Here is a 22425-nt window from a genome sequence, read left to right as displayed (position 1 = left end):
AGATGACGGCAATATCTCTTCAACGGCTCAGGGCAGCGATCCTGCTCACGACCTTATGCGTGCTGGCGGCTCAGCCAGCCCTCGCCCAGGAAGGCTCGGTGCTAACCTCATTGCAAAGCCAGATTACAACGGCCGCGAAGGGTTGGGAAACAACCGTCATGGATGCGGCGAAGTCGCTTTTCTGGATCCTGGCAACGATCGAGATCGGCATAGCTGCCGTCTGGCTCGCGATACAAGCTGCATCGCTCGACAGCTGGTTCGCCGAGCTCGTCCGGCGGATCATGTTCGTCGGCTTCTTCGCTTTCGTGTTGGCACAAGGGCCGACCTTCGCCAAGGCAGTAGTTGATAGCCTGTTCCAGATCGGCGCCGGAGGCGGCACCGCTTCGCCGGCCGATGTCTTCAATGCCGGACTCGCCGTCGCCACCAAGATGTCGGAAAAGATCCAGTTTGGGCTTTTCGAGGACAATGCGCTGGCGATCTCTGCCGCTTTTGCGATGGTCGTCGTTGTCATCTCGTTCTCGCTCGTCGCCGCGATTTTCGTGTCTGTCATGGTCGAGATGTATATCGGACTGCTCGCCGGCATGATCATGCTCGGCCTGGGCGGTTCCTCCTATACCAAAGACTTCGCTGTCCGATATTTGATCTATGCTTTCTCGGTCGGAATGAAGCTCATGGCACTGGTCATGATCTCGCGGATCGGATCGGAGGTTCTGATCGGATTGGCAAACCAACCCGACATTGGCGAACAATTCCAGACCGCGCTTGCGATTGCCGGCATTGCCGTCGTCGTTTTCATTGTCGCGATTTATGTGCCGAACATCATGCAGGGCGTTGTCCAGGGCGCCTCGGTTTCGGGCGGAATGGAGGCGATCCGCCACGGCGGCCAAGCGGCATCCTTCGCCACGGGCGCCGGGTTCCTTGCAGCGGGTGCGGCGGGCGCAGGCTTTGCGGCTGCCCAGGCTGCTCGCGCTGCTGGGTCATCCGTTGCAGGTGCAGCTCTTCGTGGTTTCGGTGCAGGAATCGGGTCCGCTGGAAAAGCGGCGGGGTCCGCTGCTAAGGAAAAGGCCATCGGTTCTCCCGGAGCCTATGCCGGATCGATCCTCGGTCTCGCTAACGCCAAGCTCGACCAAGCGCGCAGCGGGCATAGCGGGCCGAAGCAACCTCCCGAACGCAAAGACTAACAGCAATCAGAAAGTGATCGATCGATGGCAGCGAACCGCGCCCCCGAAAACCCCTATCTTGCCGCGCGCCAGGAATGGAACGAGCGATACGGTTCCTATGTGCAGTCCGCCGCCGCTTGGCGCACCGTCGGCATACTCGGCCTGACCATGGCCGTGATCGGCTTCGCATATGCGATGTATCTGAGCACCCAGGTCAAGCTGGTTCCCTATATCGTCGAGGTCGACAAACTCGGGACCGCGGTGACATCAGGCTATCCTCAACAGATCGAATATGCCGATGTTCGGGTGGTCCGCGCGACGCTCGGAAACTTCGTCACCAGCTTCCGTTCGATCACGCCGGACGCCGTGGTGCAGAAGCAGTATATCGATCGAACCTACGCGCTCCTTCGAACATCGGATCCCTCGACCGAGAAGATCAACGCCTGGTTCCGCGGTAACTCGCCGTTCGAAAAGGCGAAGGCTTCGACGGTTGCTATCGAGGTCAACAATATCGTGGCGCTCTCGAACCAGACCTATCAGATCGACTGGACCGAATATGAACGGGACCGCAAGGGCAAGGAAATCGGCACGCGTCGGTTTCGCGGGATCGCAACGGTGACGCTGACGGCACCGCAGGACGAGGCGACCATCCGCCTCAATCCAATCGGCCTCTATGTCCGGGATTTCGACTGGACGGCACAGCTTTAAGGGCAGGGGATTTCACATGCACAGAACAGGATTGATCGCGGCCGCCGGCTGCCTGGCCGGACTCGTCTTTGCGATCAGCGCTCAAGCGCAGAGCATGTCGGCGAATGAGATGAAGGGTACGAACATTTCAAGAAAATGGCGCGGCACGCCCGGCCTGGTCACGACCGGTCCGGATGGCAAGGTCATCTTCCTCTTCGGCGAGACGCAGCCGTCGGTCGTCTGCTCGCCGCTGCAGGTCTGCGATATCGAATTACAAGGCGGCGAGATCGTTCGCGATGTTCTGGTTGGCGATACCGTGCGTTGGAAGGTGGAGCCCGCGACCTCCGGCGCCACCGGCGGCCAGGCGATCCACCTGATCGTCAAGCCATCGGAGGCGGGCCTCGTCACTTCCATGGTGGTCACGACCTCGCGACGCACCTATCACATCCAGCTCAAATCGCATCCGAGCCAGTACATGGCCCGCGTCGGCTTCGAATACCCCGAGGACGTCTCGACCAAGCTTGCCGACATCAACTCCCGGCTGGAGACCGGCGGCATTCCCGGAACCGCGCCCGACAAGTTGAACTTCTCCTACTCCATCAGCGGGAGAGCGCCCTGGAAGCCGAAGCGGGTCTATTCGGATGGCACCAAGACCTACATCCAGTTCGCGAAATCAGTTTCGAGCCAGGATGCGCCGGTTCTTTTCGTCGTCAGCGGTGGCCAGAACCGCATCGTCAATTATCGGATGAAGAACGAGATGATGATCGTCGACTACGCGGTCGACAAAGCAATCCTCGTCTCCGGGGTCGGCTGGCGCCAGCAGAAGATCACCATCCGGCGGGGCGGCTGAACCATGCGCAAGCCTCTCATCACTGTCTTCATCGCCGCCGCCGTTCTTTCCGGCTGCCAGACCGCCGAGGACGGACTGACCACCGGTACAACCCCAACCACTCTCACAGGTCCGGCCGCAAGTGCAATTGCCGGCGACATGGCAAGCCGGCTTGCCGAGCAGATCGCTCCCGCGGGCACGACGACCATCAAGATGGAGAAGGACTCATCAGACTTTGCAACAGCGCTCGAGGCTGCGCTGAAGGGTTGGGGTTATACGGTCGTAACCGATGGCAAGGTTGGCAAGGACATCAAACCCGTGGAACTCGCCTATTCGATCGACGGCGTCGACGGCCAGGTGCTTGCAAGGCTGTCAACGCCATCCATCGCGCTTGGCCGCGCCTATACGGCAACGGCAGCCGGGGCCACCGCGGCAAGCCCACTGTCGATCATGCAGCGCAATTGAGGGGAGGCGAGCATAGCATGGTCCAATCTCTGCAACTGGGCACCTCCAGCCAGGCCGACGATCAGAAGGGCATGCGCCGTCTGAACCGGCTGCCGATCATCCTGGCCATCATCATCGTCGCGCTGTTCGTCGGCGTCGTTGTCATCGGCTTGTCTTGGCGCGGGCTTCCTTTCAATCGGAACAACGATCTCGACAGCGCCTCGGACGCTCCCGCAACGAACTTCGGCGACCAGCTCAAGCGTGGTGTCACCGACGGCATCATCGGCGATCCGGAACAACGCGAAGTCTTCCAACCGACGCCCGCCGTCGAACAGAAGGTCACGAAGGAAACCGCCGTCGTCGACCGCACGCCCATCCAGCGAGAGGAGCGGCGCCCGAGACTGGAATCAGAAGCGGAATGGAAAGCGCGCCTGAAACGCGAGCAGGATGAACAGTATATCCGTGAAGCGCAACGACAGCGCATGGCCCGGCTGCAGGCACGGGCGACGGCCTTGGACTCACCGTTGAAGGTGGATATTTCGGACGTCGACAAGGCTGCCAACACCTCCAGAGAGACCGACCGGCAGGCGATGACTGCCAATAGCGCCTCGGACCTTTACGCCGCTGCCATGAAGTCCGGTCTGCTGGGGCAGAATGTCGATCCAAACGCTCAGACATCAAAGGAAGATTTCTTCAACCAGGACATCAAGGACCTTGGCTATTTGCCGAACCGGGTCGTGCCGCAGATGTCAGCCTATGAGCTCAAGCGCGGCTCAGTCATTCCCGCCACCTTGATCACGGGTCTCAACTCCGACCTGCCCGGACGGATCACCGCGCAGGTCAGTCAGAACGTCTATGACAGCGCCACCGGTTACCGGCTTCTGATCCCGCAGGGGGCAAAACTGTTCGGCCGCTATGATTCCAAGGTCTCTTTCGGCCAGGAACGTGTCCTTGTCGTATGGACCGACCTCATTTTCCCGAACGGGGCGACGCTGCAAATCGGCGGCATGGCCGGCACGGATGCCGAAGGCTATGGCGGCTTCAAGGACAAGGTCGATCGCCATCTTTGGCGCACATGGAGTTCTGCGGCACTCATCGCGCTGATCGGAACCGGGATCGACATGTCGATGCCGCAAAGCTCGACGCTCGCGACGCAGGAGACCGCATCGGATGCGACCCGCCGCAACTTCGCGGAATCGTTTGGCAGGGTCGCCGAGCAGACCATCTCGAAGAACCTGAATGTGCAGCCGACCATCCAGATCCGCCCCGGCTACAAGTTCAATGTGCTGGTCGACCAGGATATTATATTTCCGTCGACCTACAGCAGAAACTGACGAACATCGTCCGACGCTATTTCAGCCGCTGGCATGCCGCGCATGCCGGTGCAACATTGCAATCCCGCAATAACTTTCCTGTCTTTGTCATCTTTTTAGTTCAAGGGGACTTGAAACTTGTCTTATCGCAGGTAGTGCTAGACCTGCACGGCTAGAGGTATTGCTCCGCGCTACGCGGGCACCGTGGGTTGCGTCGAGATGCCTGTGGCTGATTATGGCTATGGCTTGGCCGCCGGGCGGCGAGGCTCGATCGAGTGTCTCGACGTGCCAGATCATGACCGACCTACAGGTCGATAAGACAGGAGAAACGCTGGTGGATGGAGAATTTCGCTCGCTCGTCGACATGTTGGAAGCTGCGCAGGACGAGCTTACGATCAAAGGTGCCATGAAGCGCTTCGCAGAGGCCTGCGGCTACGAGCGGTTTGCCTATCTTCAAAAGGAAGGCGCCCAGATCAAGACCTTCAACACCTACCCAAAGCCATGGGAACGCACCTATCTCTCGGCCGATTACTCCAATATCGATCCCGTGGTGACGCAGGCAAAACGAAAAGGCGATATCTTCTTCTGGACGGCGGACGATTGGAGACCGCGCGGCTCAACTGAGCTCAGAAAGTTTCGCAATGAATCGATCGAGCACGGAATCCGTTGTGGCATGACCATTCCCGTGGAAGGCAGCTACGGAACATCGATGATGCTGACCTTCGCATCCTCCGAAAGGAATGTGGAACTGCCGGTCGCTTTTGACCCGAAAAAGGCGGTGCAATTGGTGATGATGATCCATTATCGCTTGAAGATGATCGGCGGCAAGACCACGCTCAATCCAAAGCAGGCGCTGTCGCCGCGTGAAATGGACTGCTTGATCTGGGCGGCAAAAGGAAAGAGTACGCTTACAACCGCCAATTTGGTCGGCATCGCTTTCCGGACTGTGCAGCACCATCTCGATAAGGCGCGTGGCAAGCTCGGCGCCGAGTCGGTTCCGCATCTTGTGGCGATCGCCAAGGATCGGGGTTTGCTGCCTCCCAGCTAGCTGACATCGTCATCGACCGGTACTTCCGGCACGAAGCCGAGTGCGTCGAGCATATCGGAAAGCTCATCCTGCTGAGCTGCGGCCCTATTCTGACGCGCAAAATGCTCCTCCTGAAGGGACTCCAGAACCGAGCTCGCGATTGTAGGATCCTCGCTTGCGCGTATCCACTCTTCGTAGACAGCCTGGTCGGCGGCAAGGAGACGGCGATGTTCGCGAATGGCGGCCACTGTCAGCGTCTCCAATTCCGCCTTGTCCATCAAATCGTATCGAGGTTTCCTCTGGTCTCCTCCGGCTTGCGAGGAACCCACATCTTGCATTTCTTTTCCTTCCCAGATCGATGGATTGGCACGACTGCGCCGTATTCGCGCACGCCTCTTGGCTCCTATGTCAGACGATCCTCTTGGAAGAGTAAACATCCGACCACCGGCAATATCACAGGCTTTGTCGAATCGGAACTATAGTTCCTAGAACAATAGTTCCGATTCTGGTTCCGCTGATGTCATGGATCTCAACGAGGTCATGGCGAGGAATCTGCGTCGTATCCGCCATGGCCAGAAACTGACGCAGGAAGAATTGGCCCATCGCACAGGCCTGAGTGCGCGCCATATCGGTGCCATTGAGCGTGCAGAGATGTCTGCAACGCTCACGGTCCTTGGCCAGATTTCCAAAGCACTGGCTGTCGATCCAAGAGAATTCCTGACGGAGACAAATCCGGGCTGACATTACCACGCGAAAGTCAGATTTGGGATCGCCAAGCCGTCGTGAAGTTCAGGGCCGTCATCATTTCGAAGCTGTTGCACCACTTGACACCGAGATCCTTGCAGACATCGGGGATGCGGCGATTTGCGCGCTTTGCGCTTGGCTTCGAAGCCTCAACCGTCACCACGATTCGATTGGCGGGCAGCGCCATCGCATAGGCGATCAGGAACGGATCCCGCCCGATCTCGATGACTTCCGCGTCGTTCAGATCGGGAGCGTATTTCTCGATAACAGCTTGCACCAAGGCCGGGTCGACATCTTCGTCCAGCCGCAGAACACTGTAGTTGTCAGCTTCGCTCAGCCAGCGACCGATTTCCGAACCCTCGGTGATTTCTTCGAGGATCTCCACGGGAACTTTGATCTCGCCGGCCTCGCCCATATGGACCAACCAATCCCAGAATTCCGGAAACCGGCCGATCGGGTAGTACAGATTATGGGCGGTTATCAGAACGTTTGCGTCGAGGAGATGCACGGCTTCTCCTTACGCCGCGCTATCGGTAAGGGAATAGACGTTGCTGGCTTTAACACCGAGGATCGCGGCGGCCTTCGAAGGCGACAAGGCGCCCTCCGCCAGCATTCGCCTGGAGAGTTCGACGAGCCGATTGCCGAGCTTATGGCGTTTGACCGTATAGTAACTTGGACCGCCCTCGTTTTCCCTGGCACGATCGCGTTGCGTGGCTCGGTTCCTCAGCCACTGCTGGCGGAATAGCGTGGTGACCGCTGACCATGTTTCCTGGTCGATGATGCCTTCGCGATAGAGCTTGTAGGCCACCATGGAGTGGCTGACCTGCCGAGCATCCGCGATTGCGGAAATCCGCGCTATCACCTGTTCCTGCGACGCCCCAACGAGCGAAGGCTCCTGCGCGATTTCCGCCGTGGGCAGCAGGATGCGCCCGGCAACATCATTGCAGAACGTCTCGATCGCGCTTGCCGGCCGTCCCCCGCTGACACCGGTCCGACCGAGCCAGATATGGGCAAGCTCGTGCAGAAGCGTGAATGACCACGCCTGCTCGCTGTCCTGATCGTTGATCACGACGAAAGGCGCGACGGGATCGGCGAAGGCGAAGCCCCTGAAGAGTTCGACATTCAGGGTGCTGTGATGACTGCCAAGGTTGCCGATAAGGAGCACGAAAATGCCGGCCGCCTCGGCCCGCTCGCGAAGATAGGCGAAACCCTTGGGCGTTCCGCGGCCGCTTCCATGCCGGTACGTCTTTAATTCGAACACAAGGCGCGTCCGGATGGCCGTCGCCAATGCCTCGGCGCCCAGGCTTTGATCAAACGACCCGACGAAATCAAGCGGGGTTGCCTCGTCCTCGGCTTCGAGCGCGGCTCGAACCATTTCCTGCCGCGCGCGCACTTCACGCAGCAACGTGTCGACCAATGCCGCATCGCGCTTCGCGAACTCAGCCGGCAGGGTCCGAAAATCCTCGCCGCGCGCGGCCACACCCGGTGGCTCTGCCAAATAGAACGTCAAAAGGGGCCGGCGATATTGCGCGGCCATTTTCAAAAGCATCGGCCGTGTCGGCTCGCTTTCCCCCGCCTCGAGCATGGCCAGGCGATCGCTGCCCGCTACGCCGCGAGCCTCGCCAAGACCGACTTTTTCAGCGGCATCCTCGAGAGTAAGCCCCGCGGTTTCGCGAGCCCAACGCAGGATCGATGGATTGACCTTAGGCACCGTTTTCCTCTGTTCGAAGCAGGCGATACGCCCTTTGATATGATCATGCAATCGTTAGGAAAGATATAGGAAGGGCAGAGCCGTGCGCGAGCATGAAGCGTTTTTCCCGGTCGCCGGCTCGCCTTCGATAGATCTGCAACGCCAGGCATCGATCGCGCCTGATCATCCTGGACGAAGCCGGGCAGCTACTTTTGCCCACCAATACGCGAAAGATCAATCCGCATCCCCGCTGCGCCAACTTGTCTCTCATCTTGAGGTTCGGCGTCGGTCGGCGGGGAAGCGTCGTCTGCTGCGTCATCAGTTCCCCCGCTGTCGATCGGCTCACGCTGATTGACGACTGAGCCCCCTGGATCGGGCGCCTGGAAAACGCTCACGCCCTCGAATTCCCCCGTCTTCCAGGCATAGACAGCGTCCTCGAATATTTGCGGGAAAACCTCATCGCTCCTAGGATTGCCATACCATTTGGCGACGATGCGCAACACTTTCGCGAACATCGCCGTCCCCTTGCGAAGGTTTTCGCAACTGTCGAGCAGGTCGGGCTTCAGATCGGAGACATCCTTGATCCCGACGCCCGCCGGAAACTGCGTCAGGCCAACGCGAACCACCGCCTGTCCGACATACTGCCGGATGATCGCCATCGCCTCGTCAGGGGACGCCGCCTTTGGAACGAGAATCAATCGGCCGCCGGATTTGACGGTGACGGCCATTGGATCGTTCGAACCTGCAGCTGCCACAAACTGTTCGACGATCGCGGGCTTCAGCGAGGGGTCGGCGCATTTCTGAATGAGGGCCGCGTCGAGCATGACGTCTCCTTTGGCAATCAGGTGTTGAAGGAAAAAATAATTGGCTTGGCAAAGAGCCGCGCCCAGGCTTTGGCGCTGGCGCGCTGAATGGCGACGATGGATGTCCCTTGCGTCCACCAGCCGTTGCCGACTGCGACGATGAGATCAGGATCCTCAAGCATGGAGTGCAGGACCGGCCAGACGATCAGCTGCTCGTAGCAGATCAGCGGGGCGCCCCGACTGTCGGCAACGGTCACGACCGGGTTGGCGAAGAAGTGGGCCCGCGCGCCGCCGCTCTGATCTACGAAGGGACGCCAAGGTTGCCACATCGAGCCTGGGACCGGCATACGCTCGCGATAAAGCAGCCGAGACCCGTCGCCGGAGATGGCGATCAGAACGTTGTCGTATCCGCCCGCATCGACAACTGCCGCGCCGGCGATGACGATGGCGTCAGTGCCCTGCAGTGCTTTTACCCAGAGCCGTTCGACGGTCGGCGTCCAGAAGCCCAGAGAGCTTTCCGGAAGCACAATCGTGCGGGCGCCGCCCGATGCCCGAGCCGTCACCGTGGCAATCAGATCACGGTGACGCTGGATGCTGGTGTCCCGGCCTAGCGATGCGCCCATTTCGAGGTCGACCCCCTGCCAACCTTCGGGTAGCGTCGGGTCGTCCCAGGTTGCGGCGGACCAAATCCAAAAGCCTGCCAGGACGATCGCGACAGCTGGCCACATGCGGGTTACGAGGCCCATGAGGCTGGCTGTCGCTGCCGCCAGTCCCCACCATCCCCATCCTGGAAACAACACGCCCGCGGCCGTGATCGGATGAGCCCAGCCGGGGATGCCGAATGGCGGAATGGCCATGAGTAAGCCTGCCAGGAGATAGTGACACGGACGAATACCCTTCCTCTTCGTCCAGAGGACGGTGTGCACGATGACGAAGCCGGTGGACGCACAAAGCCAAAGCAGTAGTCCCGGCCAGAAGTCCGAGGAATAGAAGGTGGCAACACCCTGTGGCAGACCGCGTGACGCAGCGAGGAAATAGCCGGCAGAGACAAACGCGGCGGTCAGTCTCGTTCGCGCCAGCCCCCAGAGAACCGGAAACGTGAACGCGACCGGAAGAAGCAGGACGTGGCCACTCCATCCCACCGCACCGGTGACGATTGAAACGGCGATCAATGCGCCTGGCTGGAGGTGCTCACGGCGCATAGGTGAGCACCGGTTGCGCCAGGCCGAGGATCCCTGAGGCGGGCAGGGGGCCGAAATAGCGGGAGTCATACGAGCCCCTGAGCGGTGAATGGAGAAAGACGCTTTCGTCAGGCACGATCCCGCCGGGAAAGGGCTTCATCGGCCGACCCTTACCGTCTTGCGCGATCAGGTCGGAAGACGCGATCGGACGCCCATCGATCATCACGCCGGCGCCGATTTCCACATGCTGCCCGGCAACGGCGACGACCGTCTTGATGAGCGGCGCAACGCCGCCTGGGCAGGTTCCTGACCGGAGATAACCACGCTCTCTCGCCTGCACCATCGCCACCGTTTGCGGAGGGCAAATGAAAACGAGATCCCCACGAGCTGCCGGGCGATCGAGCGCCGCGATACGCCAGAGGCCGAGGGGTTCGCTCGGTGTCAGGTTAATGCGGAAACCGCCGACGATTGCGGCAGCAACTCCGCCGCCAATGACAGATATCGCCAGGGCCAAGAGCACGACAGCAAAGGTCCTTTGAGCGCTTCGCGTGCCGAACGCAAACACGGATGTTTTCATTTGAGCGAGAGCCCCTGGCTCTTCGTATGACGCATTGTCTCCGCATGTTTCAGCGCCTCGGTCGTGCGCTCATGCGCGGCGAGCTGCTGCACCGTCCGCATCATATTCCACGCCGATTGCACCTCGGCCTTCTGTCCAGCCGTCATTCCCGACGTGACGGCATTGAAGGTCTGTCCATTGGGGTCCTTTGCAGCAAGCGACAGGAACGTTCGCTCGCCGAACCGCTCCGATACCGCCTTGGCGAAACCCTCCAGTTCCGCCTTCACCATTTTGTCGGCGAGCGCATATTCGAGGCCGGCGGGCAGGTCGTTGCGGTCGATCGCATCGCGAACGCGCTCGAGGGTCTGCTTGGCACTTTGCGACAGCGCGGGAATATCGATCGAGACCTTCAGACGGACAGCGCGTTCTTCGACCTCGAACTTCCGTTCCGCCTCCGCCCGCTGGCGCAGATAGCGCTCAAGGTTGCGGGCCAGCGCCGGCGCATTCGTTTGCGCCTTTTCTCGCTCCTGTCTGTCGGCGTGGCTGGCGAGGATCCCGGTCTTGCCCTTCAGCGCGCCGAAGTGTTCGGGCTTCGATCCGATCGTCGCCAACGTGGATTTTGCGACGCTCTCGTCCTTCAGCATCGCATCGACATTGACTGCCTTGAACGCGCTTTCCGGCTGGGCATAGACGCGGTGGAAGCGGGTCGAGACCTCCTCCCATTGCTTCTTCAATCCTGGATCGGCGGCGACCTTGTCCTCGATCGCCTGGTCAACCGATTTGACGAAGGTTGTGATGCCCGATACCATCGGCTTTTCCTCCTTGGTGTTGTTTTGGGTTGGGGCCTGCGCGGCGCCGCGGACAAGCCCGAGCTTGCCGGCGATGGCCGCAAGGCGGAGACCGAGATTGGCAAGTTTTTGCTTCTGGCTGACGACCCATTCCAGCCGGTCGCGAACCAGGGTGCGGGCGACATTGACGAGATTGAGACCGCGGGCTTCTGAAAACCGAAGCGCTTGTCGGTAGAAGGCGCTCTTCTCGTAATCGAGCGTCGTTTCCTTCGCATTCCTTCGCGACAGGATCGGGATAAGCCCGCCGTTCCTCGCGAAGGATCTGCGGCCGTAGTAGACGGCCAGATCCTCGCGATGACGGGTCATGGCGACATAGGTGAGGTGGCGGTCGAGCGAAAGGGAGGCCAGCACCTTGACCTGGTCGACGGTCGCACCCTGGCTCTTGTGGATCGTCGTGGCATAGCCATGATCGAGGTTGTTGTAGAAGCGCTGTTCGACCAGCACCAGGCGGGCATTCTCCCCATCGCCGATCCGCGCGGTGATGCGTCCCGCTCCAACCTCCACGACCTTGGCCAGCATGCCGTTCTTGACGCCCAGTGATCCCTCGTTCCTTAGGAACACGATCTGGTCACCGACGGCGAAGTTGCGTTCGCCGTCGGCGGTCTTGAACATGGTTCCCTGATCGAGAACCCCGCGTTCGATGAGTTTGATGCGCGCCATCTGGTTGAGCATGTGCACGTCCCGGCGCAGATGAGCGAGGATGAGCGACGTCTTCGCCGGATCGTAATCGCGGTCCCAGGCAGCGATGAGGTTGTCGACCGCGTCGGCTTTGAGATCCGACCCGATGACCCTGCCATTGGCGCGATAGGCGTCGACCGCCTTGCCGACCTTGCCGCGTGCAAGATCAAGCGAGGCGTCACGCATCCATTGCTGGCGCTGGCGATAGATGGTTTCGAGTTCGGCATAGCCGATGCGATCGGCAATGGCGCGGAAGGCAGCACCGGCCTCGATCGGTTGAAGCTGCTCGGGATCGCCGACGAGAACGAGCTTGGCGCCGGCCTTCGTCACCGCTTCGACGAACAGCGCCATCTGCCGAGATGACACCATGCCGGCCTCGTCGAGAACGAAAACCGTCTTGCTATCGAGTTGATCCCGCCCTTGGTTCCAGCGCAGCTCCCACGAAGCATGCGTGCGCGAGATGATGCCCGCTTCCTTCTCCAGGCCCTCGGCCGCCTTGCCGGCAAGTGCGCCGCCGACGACCCGATAACCCGCAGCTTCCCAGGCCTCGCGTGCGGCCTTCATCATCGTCGTCTTGCCGGCGCCGGCTCGGCCGATCACGGCCGCGATCCGCTCAGGTCCCGCCACATGCTCGATCGCCGTTTTCTGCTCATCCGAAAGACGCTCATGGCGCTCGAATGTCGCCGCCAGCACTGCCTCGCGAACGCCATGCGACGATCGCTGAGACAGCCAGACGGCGCGATTGGCCATCTCGGCTTCGAGCCGGATCATGTCGCGCGTAGTGTATTTGGCCGGCACTCGGATGCCGCTGGCAAGGTCGATCCGCTCGCGCTCGATGCGGAAGGTTTCGGGGCAGAGCAAGATCCTCACCATCAGGCTTTGGAACAGCACCGCGTCGTCGACGTAACGGTGCAGGATTTTAGCCACGTCCCGTTCGTCAAAGACGCTCTTCTCCCGCATGATCAGGGCAAGCACGAGCTCAGGATTCCTGTCGATCCGCCTGACGTTTTCGCTCCGCCTCGCCTCCTGCAGTTCGAGACGCTCGAGCTCGACCGGCTCGGACGCACCATCGGATTTTCGTTCGATCGCCTTCGTGCCGACGCCGAGATGGATGGTCGGTTCCAGGTCAATTCCCTGCTTCTCGAAGGAGCGGCCATCGACGCGGATGTCGAGACCCGCAAGGGCCAGGTGCCGGTTCTGGCAGGCAAACCATCCGTCCCGAAACAGGTTGAAATCGTCGATGCTTCCGGCCCAGAGCTCATAGACGATCTTGCCGGCATCGTTGCGGATCGAATTGCCGTCTGGCCCCGTTACCGGGACCTTCTTAGCGCCAAACCCGTCCGCAGTCAGTGGCCGCAACGTCGTCATGAGATGGACATGCGGATTGCCCGGTGCGTCGTGATAGACCCAGTCCGCGACCATGCCCTTCGCCGTGATGTGCTGCTCGACGAAATCCCGCACCAGCGCAATGTTCTGCTCGGGCGTCAACTCGATCGGCAAGGCGATCGTCACATCCTTGGCGAGCTGGGCGTCGGAGCGTTTCTCGAAATCTTCGACCTTGTTCCAGAACGCTTCCGAGGCGCCGGCCACCGATCGATCCGCAATCATCGCGCGCAGCCATTCCGGCGCATCGGCGGGGATGACGAACTCTTCGTGGAGCAAACCCTGCTTGCGGGTGTAGTCGATCGTCCGCGCCTCGCGCTCATACTCCATCTTGGAGCAGTGCCGGTAGGCCGCCGACAGCACCGCGCTGCGGCCGGAGCCGCGGGCGACGACGCTGACGGAGAAATGGGGGACGGCCACGGCGGAGTTCTTTCCCGGTTGCGAACAATATCAACGGGTTCGTCGGGAGCGGCAGGCCCCGCCAGGGCCTAAAAGCAGGGCGTCGCGGCAGCGACGTATAATTGCGCCCTTCGGATCCGCTCCTTCGGAACGGCCGGGATCATTCACCAAAGCATCGCCGCTGGCGATTGCATGATCCGCCTAGTGCGTTCCGCGAGTCGATCGGGAAGACTGGCCTCGCAAGACAAAGCTTTCTCACCCAGGAGTCATCAGCACATGAAGAAGCCATCCTCGAAAATCCGCGACGAAATCGCCAAGCTCCAAGAGCAACTCAAGGCGGCCGAGACCCGGGAGGCTGAGCGCATCGGCCGGATCGCGCTCAAGGCAGGTCTCGGCGAGATCGAAGTCGATGAGACAACGCTGCAGGCAGCCTTCGAGGACCTGGCGAAGCGGTTTCGCGGAGGAAAGGTCGCTGCAACCGGAGGGAAGAAGGTGGGTAGCGCCGGCGAAAGCAGCGCATCGTCCACGCAGGACGCGGCTGGCGCGACTGCGGGCGGGACTGCTGAGGCTTGAGCGGATGGCGCGCACGGCGACTTCCGACGCCCGCAAGAAGGACACGCGGGAAAAGATCGAGCTTGGCGGCCTCATCGTCAAGGCCGGGTTTCGCTACGAGAAGCGGGCGCTGCTGCTCGGGCTTCTCATCGATGCCGCCGGCCGCCTGAAGCAAGACCAGCAGGAGCGCGTTCGCCTCACTGCGATTGGTGCTGCGGCGTTCGGAGAGAGCGATGAATAGAATCCTTCTATACGTTGCACCTTGCGCATTGATGATGCTGACGGCAGTCGGCATGGCGGGGGTCGAACACTGGTTGGCCGCCTTCGGCAAGAGCGATGCCGCAAAAAAGATGCTCGGCCGGGCGGGCATCGCTCTGCCCTATGTCGTCGCCGCCCTCGTCGGCATCGTCTGCCTGTTTGCGGTGGCCGGCTCAGCAAGGATCAGGTCAGTAGGTTGGGGTGTATTCACGGGCGCGATCGCCACGCTCGTCGTTGCGATCCTGCGTGAGGCGATACGGCTCTCGGCGTTCCGGGGCGAGGTGCTGGCCGGCAAGTCGATCCTGAACTATCTCGATCCCGCAACCACGATCGGCGCGGCCGCCGTGCTGATGTCGGGGCTGTTCGGTCTACGGGTTGCGGTCGCTGGCAATGCTGCCTTTGCCAAGTCGGAGCCGAAACGCATTTACGGTAAGCGGGCTCTACACGGCGAGGCCGACTGGATGAAGCTGTCGCAAGCCGAAAAGCTGTTTGCAGCGGATGGCGGCATCGTCATCGGCGAGCGCTACCGGGTCGATAGGGACAGCGTCGCGGCACACGCGTTTCGCGCCGACAGCGCCGAGACGTGGGGAGCAGGCGGGAAGTCACCGCTGCTTTGCTTCAACGGCTCGTTCGGCTCGTCGCACGGAATTGTCTTCGCCGGCTCAGGCGGCTTCAAGACGACATCGGTCACGATCCCAACCGCGCTAAAATGGGGCGGGGCGCTCGTCGTCCTCGATCCCTCGAACGAGGTCGCTCCGATGGTGTCGAAGCATCGTGGCGACGCCGACCGAGATGTCTTTGTCCTCGATCCGAAGCGCTCGGAGATTGGCTTCAACGCGCTCGACTGGATCGGCCAGTTCGGCGGGACGAAGGAGGAGGATATCGCCTCGGTCGCGTCATGGATCATGAGCGATAGCGGCGCTGCGCGCGGCGTCCGCGACGACTTCTTCCGCGCCTCGGCTTTGCAGCTGCTGACAGCGCTGATTGCCGATGTTTGTCTCTCCGGCCACACGCCGGAGAACGACCAGACGCTTCGGCAGGTGCGCAAGAACCTCTCCGAGCCGGAGCCGAAACTGCGTGAGCGGCTGCAGTCGATCTACGACAATTCGGATTCAGACTTCGTGAAGGAGAATGTCGCGGCGTTCGTCAACATGACGCCCGAGACCTTCTCCGGCGTCTACGCCAACGCGGTCAAGGAAACACATTGGCTGTCCTATCCGAACTACGCCGCCCTGGTCTCGGGCTCGACCTTTACGACGCAGGATCTCGGAGAGGGAAAGACCGACATCTTCATCAACGTCGACCTCAAGACACTGGAGACGCATTCGGGCCTGGCGCGCGTCATCATCGGCTCGTTCCTGAACGCGATTTATAACCGCAATGGGCAAATGGAGGGCAGGGCGCTCTTTCTCCTCGATGAGGTCGCGCGCCTCGGCTACATGCGCATCCTTGAGACAGCCCGCGACGCCGGGCGCAAATACGGCATCACGCTCCTCATGATCTACCAGTCGATCGGGCAGATGCGCGAGACCTATGGCGGCCGCGACGCGGCAAGCAAATGGTTCGAAAGCGCGAGCTGGATCTCCTTTGCCGCAATCAACGATCCCGAAACCGCCGAGTACATCTCGCGCCGTTGCGGCATGACGACGGTCGAGATCGACCAGGTCAGCCGCAGTTCCCAGGCGAAGGGATCCTCTCGTACCCGATCGAAGCAACTCGCCGCCAGACCTCTGATCCAACCGCATGAGGTGCTGCGCATGCGTGCCGATGAGCAGATCGTCTTCACGGCCGGGAACGCGCCGCTGAGATGCGGACGCGCCATCTGGTTCCGGCGTGAGGATATGAAGAGGTGCGTCGGGACGAACAAGTTTCAGCAGCTCAAAGACAGGCCCGAAGCAAATCCGATCGAGCCGGCGCGCAGTGCAACGAGCAAGGCCGATCGAGGATGATGAAGAGTATCGGAGAAATCAGCATAGCGGCCACCCACCGGGTGGGATTTCGGGAATTCTCGTCGTGCGGGGAGCGGGAAGCAGCGCAGCCGCAGGAGCCTCAACATAGTGGCCCAAAAGGGGGAGGCGGGACCGACTGCGCCCCGCTCCCGCACTCCGCTAACCGGCCCGACTTCAGCTCGGGCCGTAAAGGCAGATGAAACCAGGTCCGAGATAGCTTGAGGCAAACAGAAGAGGACGGGTAAGTGGCGAAATCGAATGTGGTACCGTTCAGAAGGCCGCGGAAGTCCGGCAGTAGGAATGATCGATATCGCCTGCGGGGAAAGTCACCCCGGTCCGGACAGAAAGGTCCGCGCACATCGCTGATGGCGTTGATCTCAGCCATCATGATTGCTGCTGGAGGCTGGTTTGCCATCGGCGGCGGCGATCTCTCTGGTGTGCTCGCTTTTGCCACAACACCGACGGATAGATTGGCGGCTGCGTTTGCGTATTGCGGCGAGAGCGCGCGCATGAACTGCGTCGTCGATGGGGACACGTTCTGGTTCGAGGGCGAGAAAATCCGCATCGCGGATATCGACACACCGGAACTCAGCCCGCCGCGCTGCGAAGCGGAACGCATGAAGGGCGAGGCCGCGAAAGCACGCCTGCTAGCGCTGCTCAATGCCGGCAACTTCTCACTGGCGGCCGGCTGGCGCGACGAGGACAAGTATGGCCGCAAGCTCCGGGCCGTCTTGCGGTCAGGACACTCGCTCGGAGACACTCTCGTCGACGAAGGCCTCGCCAGGCCCTGGGACGGCGCCAGACACGGATGGTGCGGCTGAGGACCCGCGAGAGGATCGTTACCGGATGGCCTAGACCGCCCGGCGGGTTCGGGGAGCGTGAGCGAGTAGAGCCGTACGCCGAAGGCGTCTCGCCCAAGCCTGTCTCGTCCCCTCGCTTATCATCACCGCCGTGAATCGATCAGAGCCGACCGATTCATAAGTGTCGTTGGACGTGATTCCCGGGATCGGCGATTCTACCCTCATGATCGCGCAGCCCTACCATCTTTATGTCGAACGCACCGATGTAGCGAAGAACATGGCGCGCTATTATGCCTTGTCAATCGAGCCGAACCTGTTCGGCGATGTCTGCCTGCTGAGGAAGTGGGGTCGAATTGGCGCCAAAGGCCAGATGATGGTTCATCATTTCGGACGGGAAGAGGAAGCCGTAGACCTGTTTCTCGACCTGCTCCGACAAAAGCGCAAGCGCGGATATCGTCCGCGCGCCTCCACGGCGAGATGAGAACGGCCCGCCGAAGCGGGCCGTGAGGGTGCCTCATCGGCGGCGGTTCCAATCGGTCTCGAACGACACCTCGATCTCAACGAAGAAGGGGATCTTGATCGCGAGCTTCAGTGCGAGCTTGCCCTTTCGGAAGAAGTGGCTGATCACCTTGCCGAGGGCGCGGAGCCGGCGGCCGGTGGCGGCGAGGAATCGAGCGAGCTGTTGCATGATGGATCTCCTTGTCGATTGCGTCATTGCGGGGATCGACAGCAGACCGGGAGGAGGGTTGCACCTCGCAAGGCCGAAACGAATGTGGAGGACCTGGCGGCGCCTGAATTTTGATGCGCGAGGAGCCGCAGAATGCGGTGGGGAAAATTCCGGCGGCGCCAGGTTGCGGCCGGACGGACGGGCTGCAATATCCCCGATGAGAGATGACAGCTTGTCGACCAGGAGACGTTGAACTGGTCACGCTCGCTGCGATCGAAAGCTCGCCAACGATCTCGCCGTCCTCGAAAATCGCAAGAGCCCCATCAGGAGCTATCGCATCTCGCGTAGGCGACACGCGCCGCATGAATGACGATGCCTGTTTCCTGGCGGATATCCCTGACGATCGCTGCCAAGGAACCCAGTTCGGTCTCGCTCAGCGCGACCAGTCTTGGATAATCGATTTCGACGCCGTCGCAATCCGCCGACAAAGCATTGGTCCAATCGCCACCGTTGATGCGGTATTCGTGCGTGTCGAAATCGATCTCGAGCTCATCCAGCAAGTTGGTGGTGAAACGCTCGAATATCTCGTACTCGCCTGCGAGCCGATAGGCGGCATAGTCGTCCTCGCCGGCAAGAACAGTCCGCTCCAATGCCATGATGGTTCGGACGCGAGCGTGAGCCGCATCGAGCTCTTCCATCAGGCGGTCATGAAGCGCTCGTGAAAACGCGGTATCGCAGCCGAAGCGGTTTGCAAGCACGACGAGCCGGAAACCGGAAAGCTTGGTGTGGAGCATAAGGTTCTGATCCGTGGTCATGATGTGATCTCCTTCATCTTGATGGCGGAGATCGGCCACTCCGTGGCAAAGAGGGGTCAAGGAGCGCGGAACGCGACTTGCAAGCGGGGGAGCCGATTTTTCGGGAAGCGCAGCGACGGAAAAATTGGGGGAGACCGCGCCGTTCTTGACGCCGGATTTGCTGGAGTAAAATGGGACGTCAGAGAGAGAAGAGACCCGCGGACCCGGAGGGGCCGCGACCGTATCCGGCGTGAGCCGGCGGGAGTGTCGAGGGGTGAAGCCCCTGACAGCCGGGAAGCCGGTCAATCCGGCGCACCGGCTCCACGTGCGGCAGAAAGAGCCGCCTCAAAAAGGCGGCTCGGCCCCAATCGCACCATCCTGTTCGGCAAGCGTCACGGCCAGATCAGCCTGGGCGAGTTCAAGCTCGGCCTCGATCTGGCGGCGCTCGGCGGCATCGCAGACGTTCTTCAGTTCGGCCCGCAGTTCTTCGATGTGCTGTTCGATTGTCATCGTCTCATCTCCTTGAGTTCGTGAAAGACGAGACCGCGCGGCGGGAGGAGATGACGGGGTCAAGGAGCGCGGCAGCGACCGGCGGAGCCGGCGCGTGGGGGAGCCGATTTTGTTAGAGCGGAGGGAACCGGAGCGGAGGCAAAATTGGGGGAACCGCGTGTCCTTTGACGCCGGCATTTTCTCCCGGCACGATAGCCCGATCTGAGCAGACAATAGTCCCTCTCCGTATCGCACCAAAAAAGCCTGCGGCAGGCTCCATGCCTGCCGCAGGCTTGTCTCTGTCGCGGGGTTCGGCCCCGCCTTCCGGCGGGGCCTGTCCGGACCTCAGTCCCGGTTGGGGCGGGACCAGATCAGCTGGTAGCCGTCCTCGCCTTCGACTTCGGTGAGCGTTGCGTAGATCGGGGCGGGGAAGCTCGGATCGTCGAGCTTGACCGAGAGGTAGTCGCGGTCCTGCTCGGAGCGCTTCTGCCAGGCCGCACCCAGCTCGACATTGCCTGCGTAGATGCGGAAGTGCGGGCCCTTGTCGGAGGGGTTTTCGATGCGGGCGATGCGGGCCTTGACGTTGAGGGCGAGTGTGCGGATCGAGCCGTTGAAGCCGGTTTCGGAGGTGGTGAAGGTGCCGATGGTTGCCATTGTCGTATTCCTTTGCTGTTTCGGGCCGCGCCCATCGCGGCCTCGATGGCTGTCGCAACGATCGGGGACGATCGGTCCGCACCCGGAGGGCCGAAATGAAATGGAGGGCGGCCTGGAGAAACTTTGTTGCTTCGCGAGGAATGAGCGCATCGCGCTCAGGGGAAGAAAGTTTCGCAAGGCCGTTGCGGGAAGACGATCGAGGCGAAGCCGGTCTTCGATCAGACATGCCTCATCGAGCCCGCGAAGGTCGTGGCCTGGTGCAGTGGTCGAAGGGATATGGCAATGGCAGCCGATCCACAACTGCCCGTACGACCGCTACAACGATCGCTCCGCTTTTCCTGTCCACTTGCCAGACCCAAACCTCGCTGAACCACCAAGCGTAGGGCGTTGCATTGCCCATCCTCCGCGCTATCGTCGCGCCTTGCGATTCGTCGCCTGGAGGATTTATGCGTCAGCAGACAAAGCCGTTTATCGTCGAAATCAAGCCGTCCCGGAAGCTCAAGCCGATCGACCGGAAAACCTCGATCTGGGGCAAACTGGACCTTGCGGCTGATCATGACACGCCCGCCGCGACCGACGGCCGAGAGTTGCCGGTCGCTGGCGAGACCAACGACCGGCGCTGACAGGTCTTCATGCAGCAAGGAGCTCGTCGGCTGCGTCGGGCTGCAGCGAATGCAGGAACGTCACAGCCCGTTGCGCATGCGCTGCCGCCTGGAAGATCGCCCGTCTGTCGTCGGTCAGGACCTTAAGCCAGGAGTCGAGGTAAGAGGCGTGATCGGGTCGGGGCTCGAGTTCGGGAACAATTCCAAGGTCGGCACAAAGGAAGCAACTGCCGAGCTCGGCAATCAATTCCTCGCGCGCACGCTCGCTCTTGTCTTTGGCGTAGCGGCTGAGGTCGCGACCGACACGGTGGTCCGGCGCAGTCCAATGGGTAACCTCGTGACTCAAGGTTGCATAGTAGCTAGCAGCGTCCTTGAAGCTCTCGAACAGCGGCATATGAATGAGATCGGCGGCCGGCGAGAAGAAGGCCTGGTTGCCGCCATGGCGAACAGAGGCACCGGTGTTGCGGAAGAACCGATCGACATGCTCGATGCGCTTGACCGGATCCGGAACCGGGCCTGGCCGGTGATGATACTGCTCGGGAAGTCCGTCGATCTGTTCGACGTTGAACACAGTGTACGCCTTCAGGAAGGGGATTTCCCGCTCGACCTCGCCGCCGTTTCCGTCTGCTTCGGATTTGGTGAACCGGCTGGCGAAGACGACGGCCGTGCCGGTCTCGCCTTTGCGGACCGCGGCGCCCAGTTCGAGGGACTGCTTGAACGTCATCCATGTGGATGACGTATAACCTCGCGCGATGCCCTCCGACCATAAAAGCAGCACGTTGACGCCAGTATAGGGTTGCCCATTGTAACGCAACGGCCGGGTAATGCGACCTGCCGGGTTCGCCGCATTCCATGGTTTCATCCAGGGCCGCACGCCCTTCGCAAGATCTCCGATGATCTTGTGGGTGATGCGGCTGTAGAGATCGCCCCGCTGATTTTCTGTCCTGTTCATATCCAAACCTCCGTTTCGAGGCCGCGCCTGTCGCGGCCCGTTGCGGAGGGGCAAGGGCAGGAGTAGGTCAGCCGGCGGATGCACCGGAACGGCCGCAACGAAGTGGAGGACGGCAAGGCCGTTGCGTCCGCCGGCGGCTCCTGCAGACCCGACGAGCGGAACGGGCCGCGGCGGGCGTGCCATCGGCTTCATTTCATTTTGCTCGTTTCCGCCTCCGCGCACGAAAAAGGCCGGTCCCGCCATGGAACCGGCCGTTCTTGTGTCGACTGAAAAGCGGGGCGGAGCCCCGCTCGAGCTATCTAGTCGAAGGCTGAGATTTGCGCTTCGGCGGCCTTGCGGCTGAGCGACGTGCCCGGCTGCTCGACCGGCCGGTCGAAAGGCTTCCAGGTCTCGCCGATGACTTGGGCATAGGCAGCGACGGCGCCTTCGGCTGCCATTCTGAGCGAATGGGCCTGTATGCCCATGTCGGCGGCAAACTCCCGCTTGCGCTGGGCGGCGCTGTCATAGCCGACGGGGCCGTCGAGGTCCTCGTCACGGGCATCGTTGGCGGCCTTGGCCGTGGCATCGCGCGCCTCGGTGACGGCGCGGCTGTAGAACTGGCCGGCGCCATGGGCAGAACCGACATAGGCGCCGACGATCCGCTGCAGGTGGATCTGCATGGCCTTGTCGCCAAGCCCATCCGCGAGCCCATCGGCGGTTTCGATGATCAGGCGCTCATGCAGGTCGCGGATGCCGTCGCTGTCGATGACGGCGGTCCCGAAACTCTCGGCGATCTTCAGCGCCTGGCTGGCGTCGGGGCAGGTAAGCCTGACCATTTCGATGGTAGCGCCCTTGCGCAGTTGCACGACGCGTGGGGATTGGCGAGGAGAGGATGCGGGCTTGGCCATGGTCGTTTCCTTTCGAGGTCGTCCGAAGCGGCTGCGGCCCCATGCCGGCTTGCCCTTCGGTGCGGTCAGCCCGAACCGG

26 protein-coding genes are annotated in these 22425 nt (G+C 61.4%); 13 read left to right on the top strand and 13 right to left on the bottom strand.

Features of this window, described 5'->3' with window-relative positions:
- Nucleotides 1-2: 2 nt before the first annotated feature.
- The 6 genes from trbL to CO671_RS22985 all read left to right on the top strand — a co-directional run bounded on the left by trbL (nucleotide 3) and on the right by CO671_RS22985 (nucleotide 5481).
- Nucleotides 3-1181 (top strand): P-type conjugative transfer protein TrbL, encoded by a 1179-nt coding sequence (trbL, locus tag CO671_RS23010; protein ID WP_097607857.1) that lies wholly within the window; start codon nucleotides 3-5, stop codon nucleotides 1179-1181.
- A gap of 24 nt (nucleotides 1182-1205) precedes the next feature.
- Nucleotides 1206-1868, top strand: a complete 663-nt coding sequence (locus CO671_RS23005; protein ID WP_097607856.1) for a conjugal transfer protein TrbF — start codon at nucleotides 1206-1208, stop codon at nucleotides 1866-1868.
- A 16-nt stretch (nucleotides 1869-1884) separates the two neighbouring features.
- Complete coding sequence (trbG, locus tag CO671_RS23000) at nucleotides 1885-2697, top strand: P-type conjugative transfer protein TrbG (protein WP_097607855.1); 813 nt, start codon at nucleotides 1885-1887, stop codon at nucleotides 2695-2697.
- A gap of 3 nt (nucleotides 2698-2700) precedes the next feature.
- Nucleotides 2701-3141: a conjugal transfer protein TrbH gene (gene trbH / locus CO671_RS22995; RefSeq protein WP_097607854.1), complete on the top strand. Its 441-nt coding sequence runs from the start codon at nucleotides 2701-2703 to the stop codon at nucleotides 3139-3141.
- Nucleotides 3142-3158: 17 nt separating this feature from the next.
- Complete coding sequence (trbI, locus tag CO671_RS22990; protein ID WP_097607853.1) at nucleotides 3159-4454, top strand: IncP-type conjugal transfer protein TrbI; 1296 nt, start codon at nucleotides 3159-3161, stop codon at nucleotides 4452-4454.
- 274 nt (nucleotides 4455-4728) lie between these two features.
- Nucleotides 4729-5481 (top strand): autoinducer binding domain-containing protein, encoded by a 753-nt coding sequence (locus CO671_RS22985; RefSeq protein ID WP_097607852.1) that lies wholly within the window; start codon nucleotides 4729-4731, stop codon nucleotides 5479-5481.
- Here the strand turns inward: CO671_RS22985 and CO671_RS22980 are convergent.
- A complete protein-coding gene (locus CO671_RS22980; protein ID WP_097607851.1) occupies nucleotides 5478-5798 on the bottom strand; it encodes a transcriptional repressor TraM in 321 nt (106 codons plus the stop codon). The two genes, CO671_RS22985 and CO671_RS22980, sit on opposite strands and share 4 nt — an antisense overlap.
- A gap of 184 nt (nucleotides 5799-5982) precedes the next feature.
- Here CO671_RS22980 and CO671_RS22975 point away from each other — a divergent pair, with 184 nt between their 5' ends.
- Nucleotides 5983-6201 (top strand): helix-turn-helix transcriptional regulator, encoded by a 219-nt coding sequence (locus CO671_RS22975; RefSeq protein WP_097607850.1) that lies wholly within the window; start codon nucleotides 5983-5985, stop codon nucleotides 6199-6201.
- Nucleotides 6202-6217: 16 nt separating this feature from the next.
- Here CO671_RS22975 and CO671_RS22970 read toward each other — a convergent pair whose 3' ends face one another.
- From CO671_RS22970 to traA, 6 genes are all read right to left on the bottom strand, one after another.
- A complete protein-coding gene (locus tag CO671_RS22970) occupies nucleotides 6218-6712 on the bottom strand; it encodes a DUF4411 family protein (protein ID WP_097607849.1) in 495 nt (164 codons plus the stop codon).
- Nucleotides 6713-6721: 9 nt separating this feature from the next.
- Nucleotides 6722-7915, bottom strand: coding sequence for an XRE family transcriptional regulator (locus CO671_RS22965; RefSeq protein ID WP_097607848.1), 1194 nt, complete (start codon nucleotides 7913-7915; stop codon nucleotides 6722-6724).
- Between the two features lie 185 nt (nucleotides 7916-8100).
- Nucleotides 8101-8718: a TraH family protein gene (locus CO671_RS22960; protein ID WP_097607847.1), complete on the bottom strand. Its 618-nt coding sequence runs from the start codon at nucleotides 8716-8718 to the stop codon at nucleotides 8101-8103.
- A 17-nt stretch (nucleotides 8719-8735) separates the two neighbouring features.
- On the bottom strand, nucleotides 8736-9899 hold the full coding sequence (locus CO671_RS22955) for a conjugal transfer protein TraB (RefSeq protein WP_097607846.1): 1164 nt from the start codon (nucleotides 9897-9899) through the stop codon (nucleotides 8736-8738).
- A complete protein-coding gene (gene traF, locus CO671_RS22950) occupies nucleotides 9889-10455 on the bottom strand; it encodes a conjugative transfer signal peptidase TraF (protein WP_097607845.1) in 567 nt (188 codons plus the stop codon). Before traF ends, CO671_RS22955 begins: the two co-directional genes overlap by 11 nt.
- Nucleotides 10452-13763: a Ti-type conjugative transfer relaxase TraA gene (gene traA, locus CO671_RS22945; RefSeq protein ID WP_097607844.1), complete on the bottom strand. Its 3312-nt coding sequence runs from the start codon at nucleotides 13761-13763 to the stop codon at nucleotides 10452-10454. Before traA ends, traF begins: the two co-directional genes overlap by 4 nt.
- Before the next feature lie 255 nt (nucleotides 13764-14018).
- Here traA and traC point away from each other — a divergent pair, with 255 nt between their 5' ends.
- The 5 genes from traC (at nucleotide 14019) to CO671_RS22920 (ending at nucleotide 17782) form a co-directional block, all read left to right on the top strand.
- Nucleotides 14019-14315 carry a conjugal transfer protein TraC gene (traC, locus tag CO671_RS22940; RefSeq protein WP_028753561.1) on the top strand — a complete coding sequence of 99 codons (297 nt, stop codon included), beginning with the start codon at nucleotides 14019-14021 and terminating at the stop codon, nucleotides 14313-14315.
- 4 nt (nucleotides 14316-14319) lie between these two features.
- On the top strand, nucleotides 14320-14535 hold the full coding sequence (locus tag CO671_RS22935; protein ID WP_170965038.1) for a type IV conjugative transfer system coupling protein TraD: 216 nt from the start codon (nucleotides 14320-14322) through the stop codon (nucleotides 14533-14535).
- Nucleotides 14528-16501: a Ti-type conjugative transfer system protein TraG gene (traG, locus tag CO671_RS22930; RefSeq protein WP_097607843.1), complete on the top strand. Its 1974-nt coding sequence runs from the start codon at nucleotides 14528-14530 to the stop codon at nucleotides 16499-16501. Before CO671_RS22935 ends, traG begins: the two co-directional genes overlap by 8 nt.
- Nucleotides 16502-16866: 365 nt before the next feature.
- The gene (locus tag CO671_RS22925; RefSeq protein WP_245425020.1) at nucleotides 16867-17322 is read left to right on the top strand and encodes a thermonuclease family protein; all 456 of its coding nucleotides are present in this window, start codon (nucleotides 16867-16869) and stop codon (nucleotides 17320-17322) included.
- A 202-nt stretch (nucleotides 17323-17524) separates the two neighbouring features.
- Nucleotides 17525-17782 carry a WGR domain-containing protein gene (locus tag CO671_RS22920; protein WP_097607841.1) on the top strand — a complete coding sequence of 86 codons (258 nt, stop codon included), beginning with the start codon at nucleotides 17525-17527 and terminating at the stop codon, nucleotides 17780-17782.
- A 33-nt stretch (nucleotides 17783-17815) separates the two neighbouring features.
- On the opposite strand, the gene CO671_RS33840 is transcribed toward CO671_RS22920, so the two are convergent.
- From CO671_RS33840 to CO671_RS22905, 4 genes are all read right to left on the bottom strand, one after another.
- Nucleotides 17816-17989, bottom strand: coding sequence for a hypothetical protein (locus CO671_RS33840; protein ID WP_170965037.1), 174 nt, complete (start codon nucleotides 17987-17989; stop codon nucleotides 17816-17818).
- A gap of 302 nt (nucleotides 17990-18291) precedes the next feature.
- Nucleotides 18292-18783: a hypothetical protein gene (locus CO671_RS22915; RefSeq protein ID WP_097607840.1), complete on the bottom strand. Its 492-nt coding sequence runs from the start codon at nucleotides 18781-18783 to the stop codon at nucleotides 18292-18294.
- Nucleotides 18784-19107: 324 nt separating this feature from the next.
- Nucleotides 19108-19272, bottom strand: coding sequence for a hypothetical protein (locus CO671_RS33835; protein WP_170965036.1), 165 nt, complete (start codon nucleotides 19270-19272; stop codon nucleotides 19108-19110).
- Between the two features lie 324 nt (nucleotides 19273-19596).
- On the bottom strand, nucleotides 19597-19905 hold the full coding sequence (locus tag CO671_RS22905; RefSeq protein ID WP_015341939.1) for a DUF736 domain-containing protein: 309 nt from the start codon (nucleotides 19903-19905) through the stop codon (nucleotides 19597-19599).
- Between the two features lie 446 nt (nucleotides 19906-20351).
- On the opposite strand from CO671_RS22905, the gene CO671_RS33830 reads away from it, so the two are divergent.
- Complete coding sequence (locus tag CO671_RS33830) at nucleotides 20352-20528, top strand: hypothetical protein (protein WP_170965035.1); 177 nt, start codon at nucleotides 20352-20354, stop codon at nucleotides 20526-20528.
- 7 nt (nucleotides 20529-20535) lie between these two features.
- Here CO671_RS33830 and CO671_RS22895 read toward each other — a convergent pair whose 3' ends face one another.
- Nucleotides 20536-21459, bottom strand: coding sequence for a zincin-like metallopeptidase domain-containing protein (locus tag CO671_RS22895; protein WP_170965034.1), 924 nt, complete (start codon nucleotides 21457-21459; stop codon nucleotides 20536-20538).
- A gap of 299 nt (nucleotides 21460-21758) precedes the next feature.
- The gene (locus CO671_RS22890) at nucleotides 21759-22346 is read right to left on the bottom strand and encodes a hypothetical protein (RefSeq protein ID WP_097607839.1); all 588 of its coding nucleotides are present in this window, start codon (nucleotides 22344-22346) and stop codon (nucleotides 21759-21761) included.
- Between the last annotated feature and the right edge of the window lie 79 nt (nucleotides 22347-22425).

The sequence above is a fragment of the Rhizobium sp. M10 genome (assembly GCF_002531955.1).
GTDB classification, from domain to species: domain Bacteria; phylum Pseudomonadota; class Alphaproteobacteria; order Rhizobiales; family Rhizobiaceae; genus Rhizobium; species Rhizobium etli_C.
This window is presented reverse-complemented; position numbering and strand designations above follow the sequence as displayed.